This is a genomic window from Flagellimonas oceanensis (genome assembly GCF_003992595.1).
Classification (GTDB): domain Bacteria; phylum Bacteroidota; class Bacteroidia; order Flavobacteriales; family Flavobacteriaceae; genus Flagellimonas; species Flagellimonas oceanensis.
The window spans coordinates 22,489-46,997 of the sequence record NZ_RZNA01000008.1 but is presented as its reverse complement, the minus strand read 5'-3'; the positions used below and the strand labels follow the sequence as shown (position 1 = coordinate 46,997).

Annotated in this window: 25 protein-coding genes; 18 read left to right on the top strand and 7 right to left on the bottom strand. The window is 41.1% G+C overall.

Annotated features, from left to right (window positions below; all coding sequences use genetic code 11):
• Positions 1-48: 48 nt before the first annotated feature.
• Positions 49-1,143, bottom strand: a complete 1,095-nt coding sequence (ychF, locus tag EO132_RS03435) for a redox-regulated ATPase YchF (protein WP_127136609.1) — start codon at positions 1,141-1,143, stop codon at positions 49-51.
• Between the two features lie 234 nt (positions 1,144-1,377).
• A complete protein-coding gene (locus EO132_RS03430; RefSeq protein ID WP_127136608.1) occupies positions 1,378-1,731 on the bottom strand; it encodes a 4Fe-4S dicluster domain-containing protein in 354 nt (117 codons plus the stop codon).
• 85 nt (positions 1,732-1,816) lie between these two features.
• On the opposite strand from EO132_RS03430, the gene EO132_RS03425 reads away from it, so the two are divergent.
• The 7 genes from EO132_RS03425 to EO132_RS03395 all read left to right on the top strand — a co-directional run bounded on the left by EO132_RS03425 (position 1,817) and on the right by EO132_RS03395 (position 9,476).
• Positions 1,817-2,857, top strand: a complete 1,041-nt coding sequence (locus EO132_RS03425; RefSeq protein ID WP_127136607.1) for an acyl-CoA reductase — start codon at positions 1,817-1,819, stop codon at positions 2,855-2,857.
• A gap of 71 nt (positions 2,858-2,928) precedes the next feature.
• Positions 2,929-3,993: a 3-phosphoserine/phosphohydroxythreonine transaminase gene (serC, locus tag EO132_RS03420; RefSeq protein WP_127136606.1), complete on the top strand. Its 1,065-nt coding sequence runs from the start codon at positions 2,929-2,931 to the stop codon at positions 3,991-3,993.
• A 4-nt stretch (positions 3,994-3,997) separates the two neighbouring features.
• Positions 3,998-4,954, top strand: a complete 957-nt coding sequence (locus EO132_RS03415; RefSeq protein WP_127136605.1) for a D-2-hydroxyacid dehydrogenase — start codon at positions 3,998-4,000, stop codon at positions 4,952-4,954.
• A gap of 73 nt (positions 4,955-5,027) precedes the next feature.
• Positions 5,028-5,669, top strand: a complete 642-nt coding sequence (locus tag EO132_RS03410; protein WP_127136604.1) for a DUF937 domain-containing protein — start codon at positions 5,028-5,030, stop codon at positions 5,667-5,669.
• Between the two features lie 70 nt (positions 5,670-5,739).
• Positions 5,740-6,198 (top strand): DUF6146 family protein, encoded by a 459-nt coding sequence (locus EO132_RS03405; RefSeq protein ID WP_127136603.1) that lies wholly within the window; start codon positions 5,740-5,742, stop codon positions 6,196-6,198.
• A gap of 32 nt (positions 6,199-6,230) precedes the next feature.
• Positions 6,231-6,746 carry a DUF6787 family protein gene (locus EO132_RS03400; RefSeq protein WP_127136602.1) on the top strand — a complete coding sequence of 172 codons (516 nt, stop codon included), beginning with the start codon at positions 6,231-6,233 and terminating at the stop codon, positions 6,744-6,746.
• A gap of 438 nt (positions 6,747-7,184) precedes the next feature.
• Positions 7,185-9,476, top strand: coding sequence for a TonB-dependent receptor (locus tag EO132_RS03395; RefSeq protein WP_235856372.1), 2,292 nt, complete (start codon positions 7,185-7,187; stop codon positions 9,474-9,476).
• A gap of 32 nt (positions 9,477-9,508) precedes the next feature.
• On the opposite strand, the gene EO132_RS03390 is transcribed toward EO132_RS03395, so the two are convergent.
• Genes EO132_RS03390 through msrA form a run of 3 tightly spaced genes read right to left on the bottom strand, consistent with a single transcriptional unit; the run spans position 9,509 to position 10,995 of the window.
• Positions 9,509-9,805: a hypothetical protein gene (locus EO132_RS03390; protein WP_127136601.1), complete on the bottom strand. Its 297-nt coding sequence runs from the start codon at positions 9,803-9,805 to the stop codon at positions 9,509-9,511.
• Between the two features lie 40 nt (positions 9,806-9,845).
• Entirely contained in the window at positions 9,846-10,445 is a 600-nt protein-coding gene (gene folE / locus EO132_RS03385) for a GTP cyclohydrolase I FolE (protein WP_127136600.1), read from the bottom strand.
• On the bottom strand, positions 10,432-10,995 hold the full coding sequence (gene msrA, locus EO132_RS03380; protein WP_127136599.1) for a peptide-methionine (S)-S-oxide reductase MsrA: 564 nt from the start codon (positions 10,993-10,995) through the stop codon (positions 10,432-10,434). The genes folE and msrA overlap by 14 nt, the downstream gene beginning before the upstream one ends.
• Before the next feature lie 167 nt (positions 10,996-11,162).
• Here msrA and EO132_RS03375 point away from each other — a divergent pair, with 167 nt between their 5' ends.
• The 3 genes from EO132_RS03375 to EO132_RS03365 all read left to right on the top strand — a co-directional run bounded on the left by EO132_RS03375 (position 11,163) and on the right by EO132_RS03365 (position 14,018).
• Positions 11,163-11,831, top strand: coding sequence for an ABC transporter ATP-binding protein (locus EO132_RS03375; RefSeq protein WP_127136598.1), 669 nt, complete (start codon positions 11,163-11,165; stop codon positions 11,829-11,831).
• A gap of 1 nt (position 11,832) precedes the next feature.
• On the top strand, positions 11,833-12,597 hold the full coding sequence (locus EO132_RS03370; RefSeq protein ID WP_127136597.1) for a TIGR02757 family protein: 765 nt from the start codon (positions 11,833-11,835) through the stop codon (positions 12,595-12,597).
• 80 nt (positions 12,598-12,677) lie between these two features.
• Complete coding sequence (locus EO132_RS03365; protein WP_127136596.1) at positions 12,678-14,018, top strand: ADP-ribosylglycohydrolase family protein; 1,341 nt, start codon at positions 12,678-12,680, stop codon at positions 14,016-14,018.
• Here the strand turns inward: EO132_RS03365 and EO132_RS03360 are convergent.
• Positions 14,000-15,139: a Gfo/Idh/MocA family protein gene (locus EO132_RS03360; protein WP_127136595.1), complete on the bottom strand. Its 1,140-nt coding sequence runs from the start codon at positions 15,137-15,139 to the stop codon at positions 14,000-14,002. The genes EO132_RS03365 and EO132_RS03360 overlap by 19 nt on opposite strands.
• A 130-nt stretch (positions 15,140-15,269) precedes the next feature.
• On the opposite strand from EO132_RS03360, the gene EO132_RS03355 reads away from it, so the two are divergent.
• The 8 genes from EO132_RS03355 (at position 15,270) to EO132_RS03320 (ending at position 23,694) form a co-directional block, all read left to right on the top strand.
• On the top strand, positions 15,270-16,754 hold the full coding sequence (locus EO132_RS03355; RefSeq protein WP_127136594.1) for a S10 family peptidase: 1,485 nt from the start codon (positions 15,270-15,272) through the stop codon (positions 16,752-16,754).
• A 390-nt stretch (positions 16,755-17,144) separates the two neighbouring features.
• Positions 17,145-17,840: an SGNH/GDSL hydrolase family protein gene (locus EO132_RS03350; protein ID WP_235856370.1), complete on the top strand. Its 696-nt coding sequence runs from the start codon at positions 17,145-17,147 to the stop codon at positions 17,838-17,840.
• Position 17,841: 1 nt separating this feature from the next.
• Positions 17,842-18,237 carry a hypothetical protein gene (locus EO132_RS03345; RefSeq protein ID WP_127136593.1) on the top strand — a complete coding sequence of 132 codons (396 nt, stop codon included), beginning with the start codon at positions 17,842-17,844 and terminating at the stop codon, positions 18,235-18,237.
• 32 nt (positions 18,238-18,269) lie between these two features.
• Positions 18,270-19,277 (top strand): glycosyltransferase family 2 protein, encoded by a 1,008-nt coding sequence (locus EO132_RS03340; RefSeq protein ID WP_127136592.1) that lies wholly within the window; start codon positions 18,270-18,272, stop codon positions 19,275-19,277.
• 252 nt (positions 19,278-19,529) lie between these two features.
• Positions 19,530-21,452: a BatA domain-containing protein gene (locus EO132_RS03335; RefSeq protein ID WP_235856369.1), complete on the top strand. Its 1,923-nt coding sequence runs from the start codon at positions 19,530-19,532 to the stop codon at positions 21,450-21,452.
• A complete protein-coding gene (locus EO132_RS03330) occupies positions 21,449-22,702 on the top strand; it encodes a dihydroorotase (protein ID WP_127136590.1) in 1,254 nt (417 codons plus the stop codon). Before EO132_RS03335 ends, EO132_RS03330 begins: the two co-directional genes overlap by 4 nt.
• Positions 22,702-23,025 carry a hypothetical protein gene (locus EO132_RS03325; protein ID WP_127136589.1) on the top strand — a complete coding sequence of 108 codons (324 nt, stop codon included), beginning with the start codon at positions 22,702-22,704 and terminating at the stop codon, positions 23,023-23,025. Before EO132_RS03330 ends, EO132_RS03325 begins: the two co-directional genes overlap by 1 nt.
• Before the next feature lie 9 nt (positions 23,026-23,034).
• On the top strand, positions 23,035-23,694 hold the full coding sequence (locus tag EO132_RS03320; protein WP_127136588.1) for an alpha/beta hydrolase: 660 nt from the start codon (positions 23,035-23,037) through the stop codon (positions 23,692-23,694).
• 191 nt (positions 23,695-23,885) lie between these two features.
• On the opposite strand, the gene EO132_RS03315 is transcribed toward EO132_RS03320, so the two are convergent.
• Complete coding sequence (locus tag EO132_RS03315; protein ID WP_127136587.1) at positions 23,886-24,380, bottom strand: hydrolase; 495 nt, start codon at positions 24,378-24,380, stop codon at positions 23,886-23,888.
• Between the last annotated feature and the right edge of the window lie 129 nt (positions 24,381-24,509).

The following is a 24,509-nucleotide window of genomic DNA, read 5'->3' as shown; positions in this document are numbered from 1 at the left end:
TCCAGAAATTGGAAAATCATAAGGTATATGGATTACAATGCCCAGTGGTTACACGTTGAACCTAAAGTGCATCACATCACCGTCTTTAACAATGTATTCCTTGCCTTCCACACGCATACGGCCCGCTTCTTTGACTTTGGCTTCGCTGCCATATTTTACGTAATCATCGTAGGAGATGACTTCGGCGCGGATAAAGCCTTTTTCAAAATCGGTATGGATAACACCTGCAGCTTGCGGAGCGGTTGCACCAACGGGAATGGTCCAAGCACGGACTTCCTTTTCCCCTGCCGTAAAGTAAGTTTCGAGGTCAAGTAATTTGTAAGCGCCACGAATCAATTTGGCAGACCCTGGCTCAGAAAGTCCTAAGTCTTCCAAGAACATCTGACGCTCTTCGTAGGTTTCCAATTCGGTAATGTCTGCTTCTGTGCCAACGGCCAAAAATATAACCTCGGCATTTTCATCGGATACAGCTTCTTTTACTTTTTCAACATAAGCATTGCCGTCGACCGCTGCAGCTTCGTCCACATTGCAAACATACATTACGGGTTTGTCCGTAATCAATTGGAGTGGCTTTACGAACTCTTCATAGTCGTCTTTGCCTACTTGTATGGCCCTAACGGATTTACCAGCTTCCAATCCCTCTTTCAGAGCAGAAAGAACAGCTTCTTCTTTTTGGGCTTCTTTATTACCAGTTTTGGCAGCACGTTTTACTTTATCAAGCTTTTTCTCAACGCTTTCCAAATCCTTTAGCTGCAATTCCATATCAATGGTTTCCTTGTCCCTGATGGGGTCTACGGAACCATCAACATGAACCACATTGTCATTGTCAAAACAGCGAAGTACGTGAAGAATGGCGTCGGTTTCCCGGATATTTCCCAAAAATTGGTTCCCAAGCCCTTCTCCTTTACTGGCTCCTTTTACAAGACCTGCGATATCAACAATCTCTACGGTAGCAGGAAGGACACGTTCGGGATTTACCAATTCTTCCAATTTTTCCAAACGTTGGTCAGGCACGTTTACCACGCCAATATTGGGTTCAATAGTACAAAAGGGGAAGTTGGCACTTTGTGCCTTTGCGTTGGATAAACAGTTGAAAAGTGTTGATTTTCCTACGTTTGGTAATCCTACAATACCTGCTTTCATCTAATTCTTTGTGTTTTGAGGCTGCAAATATAAGTTGAAGTTTTGGTACTGGGGACTAATATCCTTGAATCAATAAATAGAAACCCATAACCACTAGGGCAATGATGCCTAAAATTGCGATCAGGGACAGTATGCATCCCGCCTGCTTCCAAATACCGTTGTATGCTCTCTCTTTTTCTTGCATAAAAAAACCCCGAACATTGGTTCGGGGCTAAATTAAATGTTTTTTATTGCCTAACCATCGGGGTGCATAAACTTTTGCTTACCCAATAGTTCTTCCTCGGTTTCTTCATGGTCTTCATCGGGAACGCAACAATCCACTGGGCATACCGCCGCACATTGTGGTTCTTCATGAAATCCTTTGCACTCGGTGCACTTATCTGGAACTATATAATAAAGTTCATCGCTAACAGGTTCTTGAATTTCATCCGCATTCACCTCTTTACCGTTGGGCAAAACCACATCACCGGTCAACGAAGTTCCTTCGCTGTATTTCCATTCATCTGCACCTTCATAAATTGCTGTGTTGGGGCATTCTGGCTCGCAAGCACCACAATTTATGCACTCATCAGTTATAATAATTGCCATAATTTTCTTTTCCTTTTGGGCTGATTTTTATCAGCATGCTTACTTTTGACAAAAATAAACCCTAGTAAATTAGTGTACAAATTTAATGGCACCAGATAGAAATACCATAGATGCTTTTGTTAAACTTGGAAAATACCTAACGGATTTTTGTGATAAATGTTATTCCAACGACCCGGAAGTTGATCAAGATTTAAAGGAAATTATAGCGCGGGCAGGTCATCACAACGGATGGTTTACCGAAGATAACATTCTGTTTTCGCTACAACAATGGGGCGATTTGCTAACGGAGAAAAATATAAAGGATTGGTTGGATAACTATTCTTTTAGTCATGATGGCTCATCAAAAACCGTCGGCATCGTTATGGCTGGGAACATTCCATTGGTGGGCTTTCACGACTTTATATCGGTGTTGCTTTCGGGGAATAAGGTATTGGCCAAACTATCTTCCAATGATAAAGTACTACTGCCCTATCTATCTAAATATTTGATGGGACAACAACCATCGCTGTCGGATAAAATCGAATTTGTGGATGAAAAACTCGAAAACTTTGATGCGGTAATTGCCACCGGTAGCAACAACACCAGTCGTTATTTCGAGTACTATTTTGGAAAGAAACCGAATATTATCAGAAAAAACAGAAATTCCGTAGCCGTACTTACCGGAAATGAGAGCGAAGAAGAATTAAAGGCGCTCGGAGAAGATATTTTCAGGTATTATGGGTTGGGTTGCCGCAATGTGTCCAAGATCTATGTGCCGAAGGGTTATGAATTTGATACCTTGTTCAATGCGCTCTTTCATTACAAGGATATTATCCATCAGCATAAATACGCCAATAATTACGATTACAACAAAGCTGTTTATTTGATGAGTGAATTCAAGATTTTGGATAACGGCTTTTTGATTTTGAAAGAAGATGAGGCACTAACCTCCCCTATTTCCGCTTTGTTCTATTCGTATTATGACGATGAATCGACCTTAAGAGAAAAATTGCAACACATGGAAGAGCAAATTCAATGTGTGGTTTCCATCAAAGAGAGTGATATCAATTTCGGAGACACTCAAAAACCCAGTTTAAGCGACTATGCGGACGGAATCGACACCATGGAATTCCTATTGAAACTTTAAGATAATCCTAACCATCGGAATCGTTTATAGATCCAACATTTTTTAAGACCTTTACTCCTTAAACCTAGTCAATGAAAAAGCACAATTTTAGCGCAGGCCCTTGCATATTGCCCAAAGAGGTCATGCAAAAGGCATCCGAAGCCGTTGTCGAATTGGACGGTATTGGACTTTCACTTATAGAAATCTCGCACCGTAGCAAAGAATTTGTCGCCATTATGGAAAAGGCACGTTCCCTTGCTCTTGAGCTTTTGGGGCTGGAAGGCAAAGGATATCAAGCCTTATTTCTTCAAGGTGGTGCCAGTATGCAGTTTTTAATGACCGCCTTTAACCTATTGGATAAGAAAGCAGGATACGTAAATACGGGGACTTGGAGCCAAAAAGCAATCAAAGAGGCGCGGTTGTTCGGCGATATTATCGAAGTGGCTTCTTCGCAAGAAGATAATTTTAAATACATCCCCAAAGGTTTCGATATTCCATCAGATTTGGATTATCTGCACCTTACCTCCAACAATACCATTTACGGAACACAGTTCAAGGAATTCCCAAAAACCGATGTGCCATTGGTTTGCGATATGAGCTCGGATATCTTTTCCAGGCAAATGGACTTTTCTCAATTTGATTTGATCTACGCTGGAGCCCAAAAAAATATGGGTCCCGCAGGAGCTACACTTGTGGTGGTAAAAGAGGACATTTTAGGAAAGGTATCCCGTAAAATACCTTCCATGATGGATTACTCGGTTCATGTGGCCAAAGACAGCATGTTCAATACGCCTCCGGTTTTCGCTGTGTATGTTTCCATGCTTACGATGCAATGGTTAAAAGATTTAGGAGGAATTGCTGCCATTGAGGAAATCAACGAGCGCAAAGCCAACTTGATCTATTCCGAAATTGAACTCAACCCGGTTTTCTCTGGGATTGCCGCTAAGGAAGACCGTTCCAACATGAACGCGACCTTCAACATTACAGATGACGAACTAAAGGACGTATTCGACGATATGTGCAAAGAAGCAGGAATCAGTGGAATAAATGGGCATAGGTCCGTTGGTGGATACCGAGCTTCCATGTACAATGCACTTCCTTTGGAAAGTGTTGGCGCATTGGTGGATATTATGAGTGAACTTGAAAAGAAAGGATAACTTAATGGGAAGGATTTTAGCAAACGACGGAATTGCTCAAGAAGGAATAGACCTGCTTGAAAAAGAAGGCTTCGAAGTTAAAAATACCCGTGTTGCCGAGGAACAATTGGCCAATTATATAAACAAAAACAATATTGAGGGATTATTGGTGCGTAGCGCAACCAAAGTCGATAAAAAACTTATTGATAGTTGCCCTAGCTTAAAATTGATTGGTCGTGGTGGGGTTGGTTTGGACAATATAGATGTAAAACATGCTGAATCCAAAGGAATAAATGTCTTCAATACACCCGAGGCCTCATCGGAATCCGTAGCTGAATTGGTTTTTGCACACTTGTTGAATGGCGTCCGGTTTTTGCACGATTCCAACAGAAATATGCCGTTGGAAGGAGACAGCCAATTTAAACAGCTTAAGAAAAGTTACGCTGGTGGCGTAGAACTTCGAGGCAAAACCTTGGGGATTGTTGGGTTTGGAAGAATTGGTCAAGCGACAGCAAAAATGGCATTGGCTTTGGGTATGGAGGTTATTTTTACCGACCATCAAAACAAAGAAGTCAATTTAACCCTTTCATTTTTTGATGGACAATCCGTTGACTTTACATTGAAAAGCGTTGCATTGAACGAAGTGTTGGCAAATTCAGACTTTGTAAGCTTACATGTCCCATCACAAGACAAATACGTTATTGGTAAAAAGGAATTGGGCTTGATGAAACCGGGCGCTGGCATCATCAATACCTCTCGAGGAGGTGTTTTGGATGAAGTGGCCCTGGTCGAGGCTCTGGACACAGACCATCTGGCCTTTGCGGGATTGGATGTGTACGAATCCGAGCCCAATCCAGAAATCAAAATATTGATGAATCCCAAAATATCACTCAGCCCGCATGTTGGTGGCTCCACTATTGAGGCACAACAACGCATTGGAGTGGAATTGGCCGAGAAGGTTATCAAATTGCTAAAACCATAGGTTTTTTAAGCTTGTTGCTACTTTCAAAACCCACTTTTTCGTACATTGTCGCTTTAACCTTAACACTAACACAATGTCAGGATTATTAGACTTGATCAACAGCCCTGTGGGCAAACAGTTGGTCAGCGGAGTTGCTGGGCAAACAGGGCAACCCGAAAATAAAACAGCAGAAGTTTTGAGTATGGCCATGCCCCTGTTGATGGGCGCCATGAAAAAGAACGCATCCACGCCAGGTGGTGCGCAAGGTCTTATGAATGCCCTATCCTCCAAACACGATGGTGGTATTTTGGATGATTTAGGCGGACTCTTTGGCGGAGGTGTTGACCAAAACGTAATGGATGATGGTGCTGGAATTCTCGGTCATGTGCTGGGCTCCAAACAACCACAAGTAGAAAATGCTTTGAGTACCAAATCAGGAATTGATGCAGGGTCCATTGCTCAGATTCTGAAAATTGCCGCACCTATCCTTTTGGGATATTTGGGCAAACAGACCAGACAACAAAATGTAAGCAGTCCCGAAGGCCTAAACGGATTATTGGGTGGATTGATGGGAGGCAACAAAGCCGCTGCTAAGCAACAATCCTTGGTCGAGACCTTTTTGGATAGTGATGGAGACGGTAGCGTCATCGATGATTTGGCAGGTATGGTATTGAATGGCGGTGGTCAGAAAAAAAGTGGTCTTGGCGGAGTGCTGGGCGGTCTTTTTGGGAAGTAAAAACATCAGCTTAACGATATTTAACAGAGCCACTTGAAAATTCAAGTGGCTTTTTTTGTATTTTAAGATTATGAAAAAGAAACTTATAAATCCGTTGCTTTTTGGTTTGATGCTTTGCTTTGGACTGGTTTCCTGTACTTCACAAAAAGCAGCATTGGATGTGTCCAGCGAGGAAAAAGCCCTTTTTGATTCCAGTGATGAAGAACCCGTTGAGATTGCTGATGATGAAACGGAATATGAAATCATTATCATAGAACCAGGCTTCAATACCTGGCTAAATTCGATTGCTCGCCCAGAGGGATATTATTCACAATCATTCTTGGAAAATAGAAATGCTATAATGGTAACGACTTGGAACCAAAGAGCAATGCAACCGCTCAGATGGAATCCCAACCTGTACGAAATGCAAATCAATTATGACCCCAGCATTGATTACGGTTATGAGGTCAACTATAAGCTTTATAATTACTTCATTTATTTTCAAAGAAAATACAATCAACGCTTAGGTCCTTTTCTCCCAAGAATTTAATATGCTATTTTTGCAGCAATTACCTTTGAGCAATGCAAAAATTAAAACAGCGCTGGGAAATCCAAAAGAACTGGCAAACCATCTTTCCTATTTTAGGAGCACTATTGGTTGTATTTACTGCCTACACGATATCTAGAAGCTTTTTACATTTTTTCGGTCTGAACAATTCCGTTTTTGAATGGATTTTCACTATTGGTGGTACTGTTGCCCTTTATTTTATATTGGTTAAGTTTTTTCTTTGGTGCTTCAAAAAGGTGGAAAACAAATGGAAAGTGGACTACAAATGGGAAATGATAGCCATTTTCATCGTTTTTGCATTGACCGGGAGTGCTGCTGGAAAGTTGGCAGGCCCTCTTGTTCATTGGATTGGGCTGGATAGTGAAAATGTTCATGCAGCAATTTATTGGACACTCCGGATTCTTCTTATTTTCCCCATTTACCAAATTTTACTTGTATGTATTGGCTGGTTATTCGGACAATATCAATTTTTCTGGACTTTTGAGAAAAAGATGTTGAAACGTATGGGTTTAGGGGCTTTCCTTAGATAGTTTATGGTTTTTTTAACATAAAAAGAGAGGTAAGCTTGGTTACTTTGCGAAAGTATGATTACCAACCTCCACAAACGCATACTCATATTAAGTTCCCTATTAATGACGGTAGCCATATTGGCTCCTTCCATTATAAAACTAGGGCACGCTCTATATGAGCACAATCAAGAGGAGAAATGTATTGCGTATGGTACAAATCATATTCACGATGGCAATTTGGATTGTGATTTCCATGATTTCACTCTTGCCAATAAAGTACTTTTCAACTCATCGTTCACTTACCTTCCCGTCGAAATACCGGAAATAAGGTACACGACATCAGTCTACACCTTTATTTATAAGCCCAAAGAAGTTTCTTTCCGGGCGTTACGCGGTCCTCCCTCAGTTTCATAGTAATTACCGATTGATTTAAGTCTTTTAAACCATTTATTTTTTACAATGAAACAATTTTATATTTCAATGCTTTTGGCATTGACATCTATTTATACTTATTCACAAAACACCCTATCAGGAAACATTTCCGATGCCGAAACAGGCGAACCCTTAGAACAGGTTTCAGTCTATATTCCACAATTGGAAAACGGAACCATAACCGACATGGATGGTAATTTTACCTTGAAAAATTTACCTGAGGGAAATTATAAACTGGTTGTTTCCTATATAGGATTTGAAACCTATTCCACATCCATCGAAATCAATGCTGGAAGCAATTCATTCGATTATCAGATGGCTCCATCGGCCATAGAAATGGATGAAGTGGTCCTCTCTACCCCATTCCACAAATTACAGCGCGAAAACGTGATGAAGGTGGAACAAAAATCCATAGAAGAACTCAAACAACAAGGAGGGATAACACTATCCGAAGGAATTACCAACATTCCAGGGGTATCCTCCGTTTCTACAGGTGTGGGAATTGGAAAGCCCGTTATCCGTGGTTTGAGTTTTAACCGTGTATTGGTGTACACACAAGGTGTTCGCTTGGAAAACCAACAATATGGAGGCGAACACGGTTTGGGCATCAACGATGCCGGTGTCTCCAGCGTAGAGGTTATCAAAGGACCTGCATCCTTACTTTATGGTTCTGATGCCTTGGGTGGAGTACTCTATTTGAATCCCGAGAAATTTGAAACTGCAGGAGAAACTTCGGGCGATGTAAATATGAGGTATTTTACCAATACCTTGGGCTACAATGCCAATGCTGGCTTCAAAACATCAGGGGAAAAGCTTAAATTTTTGGTGCGTGGCGCCTATGCTTCCAATGCAGATTACGAAACTGGGGATGGAACAAGCGTTACCAACTCCAGATTCAACGAAGCCGATTTGAAAACAGGCTTGGCGTATCAAGCTTCTACATTTAAAACGGAGCTGCGCTACAACTACAACACTTCAGAATTAGGCATACCCGAAGAAATAGGAGTTCAGAACAACGACCGTGACCCCTTGATGCCCTATCAAGAGTTATCCACTCATATTTTGAGCTCCAAGAACAACTTCTTTTTCAAAAAATCGAGTTTGGAGGCCACTTTTGGTTATACGGTAAATAACAGAAAAGAGTTTGAAGAGCACCACCATGAAGAAGAGGAAGAGCACGAGCACGAAGAAGGCGAGGAACATGCTGAGGAAGAAGAACATCATGAAGAAGAGGGGCACGAAGGTGCTGCCTTGGACATGAGACTGAGCACGTTCAATTACAACATCCAGTTCAACCCACAATGGGGTAAAATGACAACCATTTTTGGTGTGCAAGGGATGCATCAAACCAATGAAAACTTTGGGGAAGAAGTATTGGTGCCAAATGCCATAACCAACGATTTTGGAGTGTTGGCTACCTCACACATTCATTTTGATAAAAGTGACCTTCAAATTGGATTGCGGTATGACCTCAGATCCATAAACGGCGAAGCAAGTGGTATTGAAGGGGATGAAGAATACATTCCTGCTTTGGACAAGAATTTCAATAGTTTCAATGCAGCAGTGGGATACCGTATGGATTTGACCCAAAATATTATGGGCCGTTTGAACTTGGCCACGGGATTCAGGGCTCCTAACTTATCTGAATTATCTTCCAACGGATTGCACAGTGGGGCCAACCGCGTGGAAATCGGTAACCCGGATTTGGATAGTGAGCAAAATTTTCAGGTTGATTTGGCTCTTGAATATGGGAACAAGCACCTTGAAGCCTATATCAACTCGTTCTACAATATTGTAAACGATTACATTTATCTTGAGCCGACCGGAGAGTTTAGGGAAATGGACCCGATTTATGATTTCCAACAACAAAATGCGATTCTGTATGGTGGAGAGTTTGGATTTCACTTACACCCCCACCCGATTGATTGGTTGCACTTGGAAAGTAGCTACGACATTGTTTTTGGTGAATTGGAAGACAATTCCAACTTGCCTCTGATTCCTGCCAACCGCTGGACAAACACGTTTAGAGTGGAATGGAAAAAAAGGAACCAAGATTACAAATGCTATGCATTCGTGACGCTTCAAACGCATTTTGACCAGAACAAAGTGGCCGATTTTGAAACACCAACTGGTCGATATAACCTATTTAATGTAGGCGTTGGTGGTGATATGAAAATCTTCAATCAAAAAGTGGGGTATTCCATTACCGGAAACAACCTTTTTGACAAGAACTATATCTCGCACCTATCTAGATTAAAGGCAGATGGCATTGCCAATATTGGAAGGAATATTTCTTTTAATTTGAATGTGCCATTATAGCAAACGGAAAGTTTATCAACATAAAATCAAGGTCAATCTTTTATAGGTTGACCTTTTTTCTTGCTCAATAAATAGGTGTAAATCCAAGTAAGGGTAAAGGTGGGAATTACGTCCATACCAGGCACCAACTCTTCGGTAAACGTAATCAAGCCTGCTGCTTGCCCTACCCTGCCCTTGTACAAGCGCGTCATAAGCCAACCTGCAACAGGGGCCCAAATAACATCCGAAAACTCACCAATGCCTGGAATCACAAAGGATAGCATACCAATACAATCTAACAACAAACCCAATAAGAGATTGCGGTACTTGTTATCTTTTTCTTCTGCCATAGGGGAAAAATAGCAATTCCAACTTAAATGGGAAAGAGGTTTAGGACAAATCGGCGCTGATCAGCTTCAAAAATTCATTTCGGGTTTCGATTTTTTCAAACTGTCCACGAAATCCAGAAGTTGTGGTAACAGAGTTTTGTTTTTGTACTCCACGCATCATCATGCACATATGGGCCGCTTCTATGACCACAGCAACACCTTTGGGTTTCAATGTTTTGTTGATGCACTCCAAAATATCATGCGTCAATCGTTCTTGCACCTGCAATCTACGGGCAAATACATCAACTACGCGAGGTATTTTGCTCAACCCAACAATATGTCCATTGGGAATGTAAGCAACGTGTGCTTTTCCAAAAAATGGTAACATGTGGTGCTCACAAAGGGAATACAGCTCAATATCCTTGATAATGACCATATCGTCGTAATCCTCGGCAAACATGGCCCCCTTCAGGATTTCCTCTGCATTCTGTTTGTAACCTTGGGTAAGGAAAAGCATAGCTTTGGCAGCACGCTCTGGGGTTTTTATCAGTCCTTCCCGGGTAACGTCTTCCCCAATATCGTCCACAATTTTGGAGAAATGTTCTTTTACCTCATTGGTAATTTCAATGTTGTATTCCTCGAGGTTTCTATATGGTGCCATGCTTTAATTTTTTTGAAAAAGAGTTGTTCAGTTTTTTGATTTTGGGATCAATTATAATCTGGCAATACGGTTGCTCCCGGTTTTCATTATAATAATTATGATGTGCTTCCTCCGCCAAATAAAAGGGTTTTTCGGGAGATAAGGCAGTTACAATGGGGGAATTGAATATGTTTTCCTTTTCCAATAGTTTGATGAAGTCTTCGGCCAATTGCCGCTGTTCAGGATTGGTGTAGAAAATCTCGCTACGATATTGTGTACCTACATCATTGCCCTGTCGGTTCAGTGTTGTGGGGTCATGGGTCGCGAAAAACACCTCCAATAACTCTGCATAGGATATAATTGATGGATCAAAAGTGATTTTAACGCCTTCAGCGTGACCGGTTCGTCCAGTGCAAATCTCTCGGTAAGAAGGATTTTTAATGGTTCCGCCAGTATAGCCGGATACTACTTCCTCAACCCCATCAAGCCGTTGGAAAACAGCTTCGGTACACCAAAAACATCCCCCGGCAAAAATAGCGGTTTCCAATGATGAATTATTTTGTTTATTCATTTGAGTTCAAAGTTAAACAATATTTAATTGGTAAAATTAATTCTAACAAAACTTTATATGATGTTTGGTCGAAATTATACATAAAGCCTTTACTTCATTTATATTCTGAAAATACAATCTTTGCGATACCACAGTAATGATTATCTTCGACCTGCGAAGTTGTACTTATGATAAAGGCCACAAATATTCAGAAAAGTTACGGAGACCTCAAGGTTTTACAAGGGGTAGATCTGGAAATAAAAAAAGGAGAGGTAGTTTCCATAGTAGGAGCCTCAGGTGCAGGCAAAACCACCTTATTACAAATTTTAGGAACTCTGGATACACCTACCAACAAAGGGGAAAGCACTTTATTGATCAATGATACGGACGTCAACCAGCTCAATGACAAGAGTTTGGCTCAATTCCGAAACGAGCATATTGGGTTTATTTTTCAGTTTCATCAGTTGCTACCCGAGTTTACAGCTTTGGAGAATGTCTGTATTCCAGCTTTTATTAAAAAAACTCCAAAAGCTGAAGCTGAAAAGCGTGCCAAGGAATTATTGGATTTTTTAGGGTTGAAAGATCGCTACGACCATAAACCGAATGCCTTATCAGGAGGAGAACAACAACGTGTGGCCGTGGCTCGTTCCTTGATGAACAACCCTTCTGTGGTTTTGGCCGATGAGCCCAGCGGAAATTTGGATTCCGAAAGTGCGGATAATTTGCATAAGCTGTTTTTTCAATTGCGGGATGAGTTTGGGCAAACCTTTGTTCTGGTAACGCACAACCTTGAACTGGCCGATATGGCGGACCGAAAGCTCACCATGGTGGATGGATTGATCGTTTCCAAGGACTGATATGACCAAGGCGGAGCTCAAAGAATTTTTGGATGTCAAAGTGTCGGAATATAACCATCCCAAGTTTTTAGAGGATGACCCTTTGCAGATTCCACATTTGTTCACGCAGAAAGCCGATATTGAAATCAGCGCATTTCTAACGGCTACCATTGCCTGGGGCAACCGAAAGAGCATCATCAACAATGCCACAAAACTTATGGGGTTGATGGGAAACACGCCACACGACTTTGTCATGAACCATTCTGAAGATGATCTGGAGCGCTTCTCCCCTTTTGTGCACCGCACCTTTAATAGTATCGACCTTGGTTACTTTATAACCAGTCTGCAGAATATCTATGAAAATCACGGTGGTCTGGAGGCTGTTTTTACCGAGCATCAAACCAAAGATTCTATGCAGCCTGCCATTTCCAGGTTCAAAGAACTGTTTTTTGAATTGCCGCATCAAAGCCGAACGCAAAAGCATGTGTCCGACCCCAATAAAGGTTCCGCAGCCAAGCGCATCAATATGTTTTTACGATGGATGGTTCGCGACAATAGCACGGGCGTGGATTTTGGACTGTGGAAAGATATTGACACCGCCAAGCTCTCTTGTCCGTTGGATGTGCATTCCGGCAATGTGGCCCGCAAGCTCAAACTACTCAAACGCAAACAGAACGATGCCAAAGCCCTACAGGAACTGGACAAAAACTTAAGAAAACTGGATGCTACCGACCCCGTAAAATATGATTTTGCGCTATTTGGGTTGGGGGTTTTTGAAAGGTTTTAGGGATTGAACTGAGTTTTCTTCAATGTAAGAGGACAAATACACTTATATTGTTGTTCATATTAAAAGTACAATCTATTTAAATGAAAATTGCCTTTATTTTTTTCTGTATCCTCACTTGTCTTTCGTGTGGACCGGACATTAAAAAACAAAATGTTCGAAATGACACAGAACAAGAACAGTTAATAATCTCAAGGGAAAAATACCGCTCTCAATTGTATGGGTTTTGGCTGGGTCAGTGTATAGCAAATTGGACGGGCTTGGTCACCGAAATGGATAAAATCGGAAATGTTGGCGAAATACAAGCTGGTAATTTTTACACTCGAAAAGATTGGGGGCAACCGGATCAACCAAGCATTTGGGGAGAAGGTGTGCCCAGCGAGCTTTCGGAAACTATTGATTTTGTTTTTAAAGAATCCACTGAAATATGGGGCTCGGACGATGATACCGATATCGAGTATATCTACCAATATCTTCTTTACGAAAACAAAACCAGTATTTTGACACCGGAACAAATCCGTGACGGTTGGTTAAAGCATATCAAATCTGAAGAAGAAAACTATTTATGGGTCTCCAACCAAAGAGCATTTGATTTAATGCAAGAAGGAGTTCTTCCACCGGAAACGGGCAATCCTGAAAACAACGAGCATTATGAAATGATTGATGCACAACTGACTACGGAGATTTTTGGACTGTTCTCGCCCGGTAGACCTGATATTGCATTGAAAATGGCCGACTTACCCATTAAAACCACTGCACGGAACGAGTCGGAACAGATTTCAAAATTTTATGTTTACATGTATTCCTTGGCCAGTTCGGTAAACAAGGAACAAAGTATTAAACAGCAGATAAACTGGATGGCAAACCAAGCCAGATTAGTACTTCCTGATGATACCTACCCTGCCAAAATGTTTGATTACACGCAGCGATTATATGAATCCGGAATTCCGTGGGAACAAACCAGGGATTCCATTTATGTACGCTACCAAGTAAATCAGCAAGATGGTTACGATATTACTTCAAAGAATTTGTACTGCAACGGTTGTTTTGCTGCCGGAATCAATTTTGCTGCAAGTTTAGTCAGTTTGTTCTATGGAGAGGGGGACATCAAAGAAACCATAAAAATCGGGACATTAACAGGTTGGGATTCGGACAATCCAACTGCAACTTGGGGTGGGTTGCTAGGATTTATGCTAGGAAAAGATGGTGTTGAAAAAGCATTCAGAAGAGGTTTCTCAAACAAGTACAACATTCATAGAACGAGGCAAAACTTCCCTGATAATGGCATAGATACGTTTGAAAGTATGGCGGAAAAAGGAATAACTATCATTGATAAGTTTGTTTCTGAAGAAGCGTCAGGCAAAGTTGACTTGGACAAAAACGTTTGGATTATCCCCAAAGTAAATCATCCACCAAACCCATAACCAGGTTCAAAATCCAAGGCAATAGTCTCTCCCCCGTTCGCGATGGACTTGTATATGGTTTCCACGATCATCATATCGCGTTTGCCCATTTCCCCCGGAGCTTTGTTGGGCTCATCAAATAACACGTGCCGTGCAAAATCATCCATTTGCAATTTCTGCTGACTCTCGTGCGGAAACTTGATTTCATCCCCATTGGAGGTCACTCCGCTCAACGGACCATAATTGTTCGCAGGCTGCAACCGAAACCAGCCTGAACTTCCCGAAGCGTACATTGCATTGGCATTGAAATTATGCGAAGTGGAAATATTGCCCACTGCCCCACTCGGAAACTCAAATTGTGCCGTTATGGTCTCGTCGGTATCTTTAAAATATTCCGGTCGGGTACTGAATTCCTGCGCCGCAACAGAAATTGGATTTTCGCCCGTACCATAAATGGTACTTTGCAGGGCATACACCCCCATATTCATTAAAGCACCCCCTCCTGAAAGATTTTTATTCAAACGCCACTGGTTTGGATTGCCTGTGGAACGGTAGGCAGCATCCGCTGATACAAACAAGATATCACCAAAGGTCTTTTCTTTCACGAATTCTTTGACCTGTTGTGTGTAGGGTTCGGAATGTAATCTGTAGCCCATTCCCAATTTTACACCAGCTTTATCACAAGCATCAATGATGGCCGTGCACTCAGCTACACTGATACCCATCGGCTTTTCACAAATAACATGTTTGCCTGATTGTGCAGCACGAATACTGAATTCGGCGTGCATACTGTTGGGAAGTACCACATATACTACATCAATATCCTCGTTGTTGGCGATATCATCAAAATTTTGATAGTTGTAGATGTTCTTTTTGGGGATTCCGTACTTATCCGCCCAAATCTTCTCCTTTTCAGGGGTTCCTGTGACAATGCCCGCCAGATAGCAATGTTGTGTGTCCTGCAGAGCAGGTGCCAATTGATAAGTACTGTAACTGCCTAGTCCCACTAAAGCAATACCCAATTTTTTCTTGTCTTGGCCAGCACCCATGGCACAGGCAAACGGCATAGAGGACATCAAGGCGGCTCCCCCTATTCCTTTTACGGTTAGATTATTGAATTTTCTTCGGGTAAAACTCTTCATGGAAAATGGATTTAGCGTATGAACTTAAAAATAACGATAAATACCTTAACAACATCATTTGTATTCCTTTTAGTGGAACAGGAATTCTCAAATTCCTTATTTTTATGAACTACTAATTCAACTCTATATAATGAAAAAACTCTTACTACTGGGGATAGTACTTTGTACCTCATTGACCTTTGCCCAAAAACGAAAGCTCCCAGTTGACACTACTGTGACCACACAACATTCCGTGACCATCAACGGTTCACGAATCGATTATACCGCAACCACAGGAACACAGCCCGTTTGGGACGAATTGGGAGAACCCATCGCATCATTGCATTACACCTATTATACTAAAAATGATGTAAAGGACCGATCGTCCAGACCCTTATTGATTTCTTTCAACGGAGGCCCAGGTTCCGGTTCTGTTTGGATGCATCTGGCCTACACAGGTCCGCGTATCCTTAAAATCGATGACGAAGGATATCCTGTGCAGCCTTATGGTGCCAAGGAAAATCCTTATTCCGTTTTGGATGTGACTGATATTGTGTATGTAAACCCAGTAAACACAGGCTACTCACGAACTATTCCAGAAACAGGAAAAGAAGTAGATCGTAAAAAATTCTTCGGAATCAATGCCGATACCAAATATTTGGCTGAATGGTTGAACACCTTTGTATCCAGAAACAACCGTTGGAATTCCCCAAAGTATATTGTGGGAGAAAGTTATGGAGGTACTCGAGTAATGGGGCTTTCATTGGCGCTTCAGAACCAACAATGGATGTACCTGAACGGTGTCATCATGGTTTCTCCTGCTGATTACAAGGTGTTCCGGGACAACGACCCTGTTTCGAGTGCATTGAACCTGCCCTATTTTGCCGCTACGGCATGGCACCACAAAGCTCTACCTTCTGATTTGCAAAGCAAAGACTTACTTGAGGTACTGCCCGAAGTAGAAGAGTTTACCATCAATGAATTATTGCCCGCTCTTGCCAAAGGTGGCTTTATCCCAGATGCTGAACGTAAGGCCATTGCCAATAAAATGGCTCGCTATTCTGGATTGGAAGCCAAGGACATCATAGATCACAACTTGGATGTGCCTACACAATTTTTCTGGAAAGCATTGTTAAGGGACAAAAGCGGATATACCATTGGGCGTTTGGATAGCCGCTATTTGGGAATCGACAAAACCTTGGCAGGTACCCGACCGGATTACTCTCCAGAATTGACCTCTTGGTTGCACAGCTTTACCCCAGCCATCAACTATTACCTTCAGGAAGAGCTTGATTTTAAAACCGATATCAAATACAATATGTTTGGTCCTGTCCACCCTTGGGATGATAGCAATGACAATGTTAGGGATGATTTACGTCAAGCCATGGCACAGAATCCATATTTGAACGTTTTGATTCAATCCGGTTATTATGATGGTGCGTGTACCTATTTTGCAGCTAAGTATACCATGTCACAAGTAGACCCGAGCGGTAAAATGAAGGATAGATTCGAGTGGAAGGGCTATCGTTCCGGGCACATGATGTATTTGCGCAAAGAAGACTTAAAAACAGCCAATGAAGATATTAGAGCGTTTATCCTAAGAACCCAAGCTAACGGGAAGAGCGCCAAGTATTGATTCACATAATATTTATTCTTATCAGAGCGGTATGACTTTTTAGGTTATGCCGCTTTTTTTGTAACAAATTATGAATTTTGTGCACTTATCATTTGATATGGGCTTTGGTTTTCACGGAAAAATAGCAGATAAATTTAATCGGGGACTTTTAAAAAAAAGAGAGCCTAAATCCAAGGATGAAGTTTATGGCAAAAAAAGTGTCACAAAATTACACTTTAAAAAGTCCACCCCACGCGATATAGCTCGTATTCGTAAAATGATGTTCATCCAGAAAGAAAAGGAAAAGAGGATAATGTTTTATGCCATTATAACCACGATACTACTCTTTTTTATAGTGTATTTACTTTTTGTGCTATGATAATTTTCTATTTTTAACAAAAACCACACATCGTGAGAAAACAAACCATACTCTGGATTATGCTATCGTTCCTCGGATTATCGAGCACTTCAAAAATCAATGCCCAAGATTGGCCCAATTTGGAAAAGTATAAAGATGCTAATGCAGAACTGTCTGCCCCTGCAGATGGAGAGGACCGAGTAGTGTTCATGGGAAATTCCATTACAGAAATGTGGATAGGTACCCATCCAGAATTTTTTGCTGAAAATCCATATGTAAACCGTGGCATTGGCGGACAGACCACACCACAAATGTTGTTACGTTTTCGCCAAGATGTTATTGACCTAAACCCCAAAGTGGTGGTGATTTTGGCCGGAACCAATGATATTGCGGGAAACACAGGCCCTATGACGTTGGAGCAAATCCATGATAATATTTTATCCATGGTAGAACTAGCAAAAGCCAACGGCATTAAGCCGATTGTTTGTTCTGTGCTTCCTGCTTACGATTATCCTTGGAGACCTGGTTTAGAACCCAATATCAAAATTCCAAAACTGAACAAAATGCTCAAGGATATGACCGAAGATCAGAATGTGTTGTACTTGGACTACTTCTCTGAAATGGCAGATGACAGAAATGGACTTCCATCAGAATTGACCACAGACGAAGTGCATGTGACCAAAGCCGGATACGCAGTCATGGAAGAGATGGTGAAAGACGCCATTGCTAAAGTTCACAAAAACGAGTAGAATGAACGACGCTGATTTTATAAAGGCTTTTGAAAGCGGGAAATTTCCACCTGAAGCGTTCGACCACAAAGCGCATATAAAATTAGCTTGGGTATACCTGAATTTCTTTGATGAAGAAACTGCCATTTCCAAAACATGTGTAGCCATCAAAGATTTTGATAAACTTCACGGGGATGGCACCAAGTACCATACTACATTGACAGTGGCTGCGGTAAAAGTGGTTCACCATTTCAGGCAAAAATCAAATGCAGCTACATTTGATGAATTTGTCGCGGAGTATCCAAGATTGATCACATCATTCAAAGAATTACTACTTCAACATTATGATAATAAAGTGATTGCTGACCCAAAAGCAAAAACAACGTATTTGGAGCCCGATTTGCTTCCTTTCACTTAAGTGGCTTGTTGCGAATTTAGTTACATTGCGGTATGCAAAAAGGCAAGGTCAGTATCATTATTCCCTTTAAAAACACCGCACATTATTTGCCCGAATGTCTGGATTCCATTGTGAATCAAACCTATTCCGATTGGGAAGTTTTGGCCGTGAACGACCATTCATCAGATAATAGCTTTGAACTTCTTACCTCCTATTCCCAAAAAGATGAACGCATCAAAGTTTTTCAAAATAAGGGAAACGGAATCATTCCTGCACTTCAAACGGGCTATGCTCAAAGTAGTGGAGACTTTGTGACTCGGATGGATTCGGATGATATCATGAAATCCAATCGTTTGGAAGCAATGGTCAATGCTTTACAAGAAAAAGGCATCGGTCACATTGCCGTGGGGCAAGTAAAGTATTTTTCGAGCCGAGGTATCAGCAATGGCTACGAAAGGTACGAGGAATGGCTGAACCGTTTGACATCAACAGGGAGCAATTTTGATGAGATATATAAGGAATGTGTCATCCCCTCTCCATGCTGGATGGCCCATCGTGATGATTTTGAAAAATGCAAAGGTTTTGAGCCCCAGCGCTATCCTGAAGATTATGACCTCACGTTTCGATTTTATGAGCACGAACTAAAAATTATCCCCTGCGATCAAGTGCTGCATCTTTGGCGCGATTACGACACCCGCACCTCTAGAACGCATGAGCACTATGCCCAGAACTATTTTTTGGATATTAAACTGCATTATTTTCTTAAACTAAATCACGATATCAATCGACCTCTAGTGGTGTGGGGTGCAGGTTTTAAAGGCAAAAAGATTGCCAAAGGACTAAAAAAGCATGGTTTGGACTTTGTTTGGCTATGCGACAATCCAAAGAAAATCGGTAAAAAAATCTACGGTAAAGAACTGGTTCATTTTGAGGCTTTGCAGAACTTAGAAAAGCCCCAAAGTATCATTACCGTGGCCAACGAAGATGCGCAAAACGAAATTCGAAGCTATTTTACCGAGTTGGGCCAATCCCCAATGCAGGATTATTTCTTTTTTTGTTGATTCAACGCTTCTTTAAAATAGATTTCTCGACTGCCCTTCGACTCCGCTCAGGTTAGCAGCTCGAAATAACAACAAGTTAAATTCGACGCATTCGTAAAATACCTGTCAAAAAAGATGAATTACTTTCGCCAAAATTACAACAGGTTGATAATAATTGTTCATTGCTAATTGTTAATTGGTCATTGACAATTGATAAATGAAGTTTGAAATCAGAATGTTTTAATGCCTATCTTTGATCAAGCAACGTTGGGAATGCAGTTTAAACATCCAGAAATTCTTTGGGCACTTTTTCTTCTAGTCATACCCATTTTAATTCATTTATTCCAGTTACGCCGCTTTACCAAGACCCCATTTACCAATGTGGCCATGCTCCAAAAGGTGGTTTCTGAGTCAAGAAAAAGCAACACTCTTAAAAAATGGCTGCTATTGCTTACACGTTTGCTACTGCTAGCTGCTATTATTGTTGCATTCGCGCAACCTTTTTCTTCGGCCAACACAGCACTTCAAGAAAAAGAAACCGTAGTGTATTTGGACGACTCCTTTAGTATGCAGGCCAAAAACAATGGCATCGCCCTGTTGGAGAAAGCCGTTCAGGATTTGATCAAGAATATGGATGGGGAATCTGAATTCAGTCTGTTTACCAATGAAAAAACATTTTCCAATGTCAGGAAATCTGACATCCAAAATACGTTGTTGTCCCTACCCTATTCGTATAAACAACTCAATCTTAATGAGATTGGCCTAAAGGCCAAAAGCATGTTCTCCCAAAATAATGGCACCGTCAAAAATCTAATCGTAATCTCAGATTTTCAAGAACGGATAGCTGCGGGAGATACCGGTTTGGATTCCACACTATCGACGTATTTTGTTCCCATGCAAGCGCGGGAAGTTCAAAACATTTCCATCGATTCTGTTTTTGTGGAAGCCAATGTAAATGATCAGGCTACCCTACAGGTTTTTCTTTCTGGTGGCAATCAAGAGGAGGCATTACCAATCTCACTGTACGATGGGGATGAATTAATTGCTAAAACAGCGGCAAAATTTAAATCGGATGGAGAGGGAACGGTCGAATTTACCATACCTGCCAATGAAGCCTTGAACGGGCGTTTGAGCATCATCGATAATGCTTTGGGGTATGATAATCGTTTTTACTTCAATATCAATTCCAAAGAGAAGATCAAGGTATTGGCCATTAGCGAATCGGATAGCGATTATTTAAACCGCTTGTTTCGGGGAGAAGAGTTTGAATTTCAAAAGTACCGTTTAAATCAATTGGATTATAGCAACTTGGGCAACCAAAATGTGGTGATCTTGGACACTCAACTATCAATACCGAGCAGTCTCCAGAATATCCTGCGAACATTCAAGAATGATGGTGGCACTCTGATTGTAGTACCTGATAGCAATAGCGATATTTCATCCTACAACAGCTTGTTGTCCGCATTATCTGCCACCCAGTTTTCCGAAAAGATTGTTGCCGACCAACAATTAACCACCATAAGCTTTTCCCATCCGTTGTACCGTAATGTGTTTGAGCAAGAAGTAACAAATTTTCAGTATCCATCAGTAAAAGAGCATTTTAACCTACAGACTGGTCTTTCTGTTGCGCTGTCCATGGATGGTGGTAATGCCTTTTTAGTCGGTGATGACGGCTTGTACGTGTTTACCGCTCCATTGGAATTGGAAAACTCAAATTTCATCAACTCTCCGTTGATTGTACCTACTTTTTATAATATGGCGCTATCGAGTTTACAGATTCCCAAGTCATACCAGACACTTGGAACTGTCACTACGGTAGATATTTCAGCAGAAATCGGAACGGACGATATATTGAAAGTCGCCAAAGAAGGCTATGAGTTTATTCCGCTCCAACAAACGTTTCCCAATCGAGTTCGCCTAACTTTTGACCAAAACCCTACCGAAGATGGGATTTACACGATTGTACAGAACGATCAAGTATTACAAAATATTAGTTTCAACTACCCAAGAACGGAAAGCCAGCTTAAATATCTGGATATTGGAACTTTGGAAAATGTAAACAACATGGACTCCATACCGGAGTTATTCGAATATTTGGAAGCAGAGAACAACATTACCGCATATTGGAAATGGTTTGTTATTTTAGCATTGCTTCTGGCGCTTATAGAGGTACTCATTCAAAAATTTGTTACATGAACATTCTGCTGAAGTCTGCAAAAATTGTATGCCCAGAGAACAAGGAACTACACTTGAAAAAGCGGGATATCCTTATCAAAAAAGGAATTATTGAAAAAATTGGTGCCTCTGTGGAAGCTCCCAGTAACAGTAAGGTCGTGGAGAAAGACAATCTGCATGTTTCTTTGGGATGGTTTGATAGCAGCGTGAGTTTCGGCGAACCTGGGTTTGAGGAACGTGAAACGATTGCCAATGGATTGCTTACGGCAGGGAAAAGTGGTTTTACCGATATTGTTCTCAATCCCAATACCCATCCAGTTCCAGATACAAGTTCCGATGTGGTGTTTTTAAAGGAACGCGGACAAGGAAAGGCTACGAAAGTCCATCCGATAGGCTCCCTGACCACAAATTCTGATGGCGAAGCCCTTGCTGAGCTTTTTGATATGAAAAATGCCGGTGCGGTTGCCTTTTATGATTTCAAAAAACAGATTTCCAACCCCAATCTGCTGAAAATAGCATTGTTGTATGCCCAAAACTTTGACGGATTGGTGTATTCCTTTCCTCAGGACGGCGACATCAAAGGAAAAGGGGTTGCGCACGAAGGCGAGGTGTCCACAAAACTGGGACTGAAAGGTATCCCCGCTTTGTCTGAAGAACTTCAGATTGCAAGGGATTTGTTCGTATTGGAATACACAGGTGGAAAACTTCATATTCCCACCATTTCATCGGCTGGCTCGGTAAAACTGATTGCAGATGCCAAGAAAAAAGGATTGGATGTAACCTGTAGTGTCGCTGTGCATAATCTCTTTTTTTCGGATGAGACTTTAGTAGGTTTTGATACCCATTTTAAGGTGTCCCCTCCCCTGCGCACAAAAACCGATAGTAAGGCATTGATCAAAGGGGTAAAAAACGGGACCATTGATTTTGTGACTTCGGACCACATTCCCATGGATATTGAGCACAAACGAGTGGAATTCGATAATGCAAAAAGTGGCAGCCTTGGATTGGAATCCGCTTTTGGCAGTTTGAACACCATTTTTGAACTGGATGAAACCATCACCTTATTGACCAAGGGACGAGAACGATATCAAATCGATTCCCCAAAATTGGAAGAGGGTGCCAAAGCTTGTCTTACCCTATTCAATCCTGATGGGGAGTATACTTTTGATACAAAACACATTCTTTCCACATCAAAAAACAGCATGTTCGTAGGTGCTGAATTAAAAGGAAAAGTTTACGGAGTCATCAACAATAATCAAAGTACATTATAATGAGTAATTCCACCCCTGGAAAAACGACCGCAGTTGTGGCTTACATAACCATAGTCGGTTGCTTAATTGCAATAACCATGAATATTGAACCTAAAAATGCGTTTGCTCGTTTCCATATTCGGCAGGCATTTGGCATTCACGTCCTTTTTCATGCATTGGCGATTTTGATGACCTATGCTGGATATGCATCCCTTGCTGTTCCGGTTTATCTTTTTTATATAGTTATATGGGTATTCGGCTTCTTACAGGCGCTAAACGAAAAAACAAAACCATTGCCCGTTTTGGGTAAATACTTTCAAAAATGGTTTACATTCATATCATAAACTAATACAATGTCCCTAAAATCCTTATCACTAGAATACTTACTTCGACCATCATCCAAAGTTTCTGGGAAAATCCCAGCTCTTTTCATGTTTCATGGTTATGGCAGTAATGAAGAAGACCTTTTTTCATTTGCATCGGAATTGCCTGGTGAGTTAATGGTAATTTCCGTAAAGGCACCGTATAACTTAGAGCCCTTTGGCCATGCATGGTATGCCATTAATTTTGATGCGGAACAAGGAAAATGGAGTGATGATGAACAGGCCAAGGAGTCTAGGGAAAAGATTGTGGCTTTTATCGATGAAGCTACCGAAGCGTACAATCTTGATGAGGAGAACATAACCCTGTTAGGCTTCAGCCAAGGAACCATTTTGAGTTATGCTGTGGCATTGTCTTATCCAGAGAAAGTGAAGAATGTAGTGGCATTGAGCGGTTACATCAACGAAAATATTTTGGTGGAAGGCTATGTTGATAAAGACCACAGTAATCTTAATTTTTATGTATCACACGGGCAAGTGGATCAAGTAATTCCTTTGGAATGGGCCGAGAAATCCCCGGAATTCCTGAAAAAACTGAATATTCCGACTACTTATGAAGAGTTTCCCGTGGGGCACGGTGTGTCACAACAGAATTTCTTTTCCTTTAAAAAGTGGTTGGAGGAACGTGTTTGACTTGAGTTTAAAGTTCAAGAGCAAAAATTCGTGAAACTTGAGTGAATGATAACAATCGATGCTAAAGTTACTCTGTTATTAAGTTATTTTGTTGTTGTGATATTGAACTTGAAACCCACTTTGTTATTCTGAAGGTGTGTAGGACTGAAGAATCCTTTTTTAAGAGCTAGCAATTTCGAATGTCAAAAAAATCAATTGCTACGTGTATAAAGTAGGTGGTCTACCAGAGTAAAGTCAACACTCAAATCATCCTTCAACTCATACTTTATAATCAGGTCGCCCCAATATTTACCGTCAGAGAAATCGGCCAATATCCATTTATGGTTGAGTACTTTGATTTTATTGATTTTAAAATCACTTTCCATTCCTTCGTAGGGAATCAAAGGATTATCTCCTTTTTGCTCATTGGTTTCCAACAATTTATCTTGAATGTAGAGCGATGGATTTTCCAAGTTTAAATGATCATAATACGCCAAAGCATCATCATTGTTATCCAAAGTGAAGTATTGTATATCCAAAACCTTTAAATGCATGGTTTGGAGTGAATCCTTCAATTCCACCACCTCTTCCTCAAGCTGTTTTACATCTGAAGTCAATGCTTTTTGCATATTGTTTCCCGTTACATATTGAAAAAGGGCCAACAAAGCGGCAAAAACAAATAGGTATAGAAATATGTTTTTTTTCATGGATTTGAAAATTTTATAAATCCTTAATTCCAATTAATGTCACATCGAGCGCAGTCGAGATGTTTTGTCTTTCTTTCGACTGGGCGCAAGATGACAATCCAACACTTTGTAATATGTTATCATAACGAA

Bases quoted from the DNA above. Each gene is read 5' to 3' on its own strand.
- ychF (WP_127136609.1), bottom strand. From the start codon at position 1,143: ATGAAAGCAGGTATTGTAGGATTACCAAACGTAGGAAAATCAACACTT.
- EO132_RS03430 (WP_127136608.1), bottom strand. From the start codon at position 1,731: ATGGCAATTATTATAACTGATGAGTGCATAAATTGTGGTGCTTGCGAG.
- EO132_RS03425 (WP_127136607.1), top strand. From the start codon at position 1,817: ATGGCACCAGATAGAAATACCATAGATGCTTTTGTTAAACTTGGAAAA.
- serC (WP_127136606.1), top strand. From the start codon at position 2,929: ATGAAAAAGCACAATTTTAGCGCAGGCCCTTGCATATTGCCCAAAGAG.
- EO132_RS03415 (WP_127136605.1), top strand. From the start codon at position 3,998: ATGGGAAGGATTTTAGCAAACGACGGAATTGCTCAAGAAGGAATAGAC.
- EO132_RS03410 (WP_127136604.1), top strand. From the start codon at position 5,028: ATGTCAGGATTATTAGACTTGATCAACAGCCCTGTGGGCAAACAGTTG.
- EO132_RS03405 (WP_127136603.1), top strand. From the start codon at position 5,740: ATGAAAAAGAAACTTATAAATCCGTTGCTTTTTGGTTTGATGCTTTGC.
- EO132_RS03400 (WP_127136602.1), top strand. From the start codon at position 6,231: ATGCAAAAATTAAAACAGCGCTGGGAAATCCAAAAGAACTGGCAAACC.
- EO132_RS03395 (WP_235856372.1), top strand. From the start codon at position 7,185: ATGAAACAATTTTATATTTCAATGCTTTTGGCATTGACATCTATTTAT.
- EO132_RS03390 (WP_127136601.1), bottom strand. From the start codon at position 9,805: ATGGCAGAAGAAAAAGATAACAAGTACCGCAATCTCTTATTGGGTTTG.
- folE (WP_127136600.1), bottom strand. From the start codon at position 10,445: ATGGCACCATATAGAAACCTCGAGGAATACAACATTGAAATTACCAAT.
- msrA (WP_127136599.1), bottom strand. From the start codon at position 10,995: ATGAATAAACAAAATAATTCATCATTGGAAACCGCTATTTTTGCCGGG.
- EO132_RS03375 (WP_127136598.1), top strand. From the start codon at position 11,163: ATGATAAAGGCCACAAATATTCAGAAAAGTTACGGAGACCTCAAGGTT.
- EO132_RS03370 (WP_127136597.1), top strand. From the start codon at position 11,833: ATGACCAAGGCGGAGCTCAAAGAATTTTTGGATGTCAAAGTGTCGGAA.
- EO132_RS03365 (WP_127136596.1), top strand. From the start codon at position 12,678: ATGAAAATTGCCTTTATTTTTTTCTGTATCCTCACTTGTCTTTCGTGT.
- EO132_RS03360 (WP_127136595.1), bottom strand. From the start codon at position 15,139: ATGAAGAGTTTTACCCGAAGAAAATTCAATAATCTAACCGTAAAAGGA.
- EO132_RS03355 (WP_127136594.1), top strand. From the start codon at position 15,270: ATGAAAAAACTCTTACTACTGGGGATAGTACTTTGTACCTCATTGACC.
- EO132_RS03345 (WP_127136593.1), top strand. From the start codon at position 17,842: ATGAACGACGCTGATTTTATAAAGGCTTTTGAAAGCGGGAAATTTCCA.
- EO132_RS03340 (WP_127136592.1), top strand. From the start codon at position 18,270: ATGCAAAAAGGCAAGGTCAGTATCATTATTCCCTTTAAAAACACCGCA.
- EO132_RS03335 (WP_235856369.1), top strand. From the start codon at position 19,530: ATGCAGTTTAAACATCCAGAAATTCTTTGGGCACTTTTTCTTCTAGTC.
- EO132_RS03330 (WP_127136590.1), top strand. From the start codon at position 21,449: ATGAACATTCTGCTGAAGTCTGCAAAAATTGTATGCCCAGAGAACAAG.
- EO132_RS03325 (WP_127136589.1), top strand. From the start codon at position 22,702: ATGAGTAATTCCACCCCTGGAAAAACGACCGCAGTTGTGGCTTACATA.
- EO132_RS03320 (WP_127136588.1), top strand. From the start codon at position 23,035: ATGTCCCTAAAATCCTTATCACTAGAATACTTACTTCGACCATCATCC.
- EO132_RS03315 (WP_127136587.1), bottom strand. From the start codon at position 24,380: ATGAAAAAAAACATATTTCTATACCTATTTGTTTTTGCCGCTTTGTTG.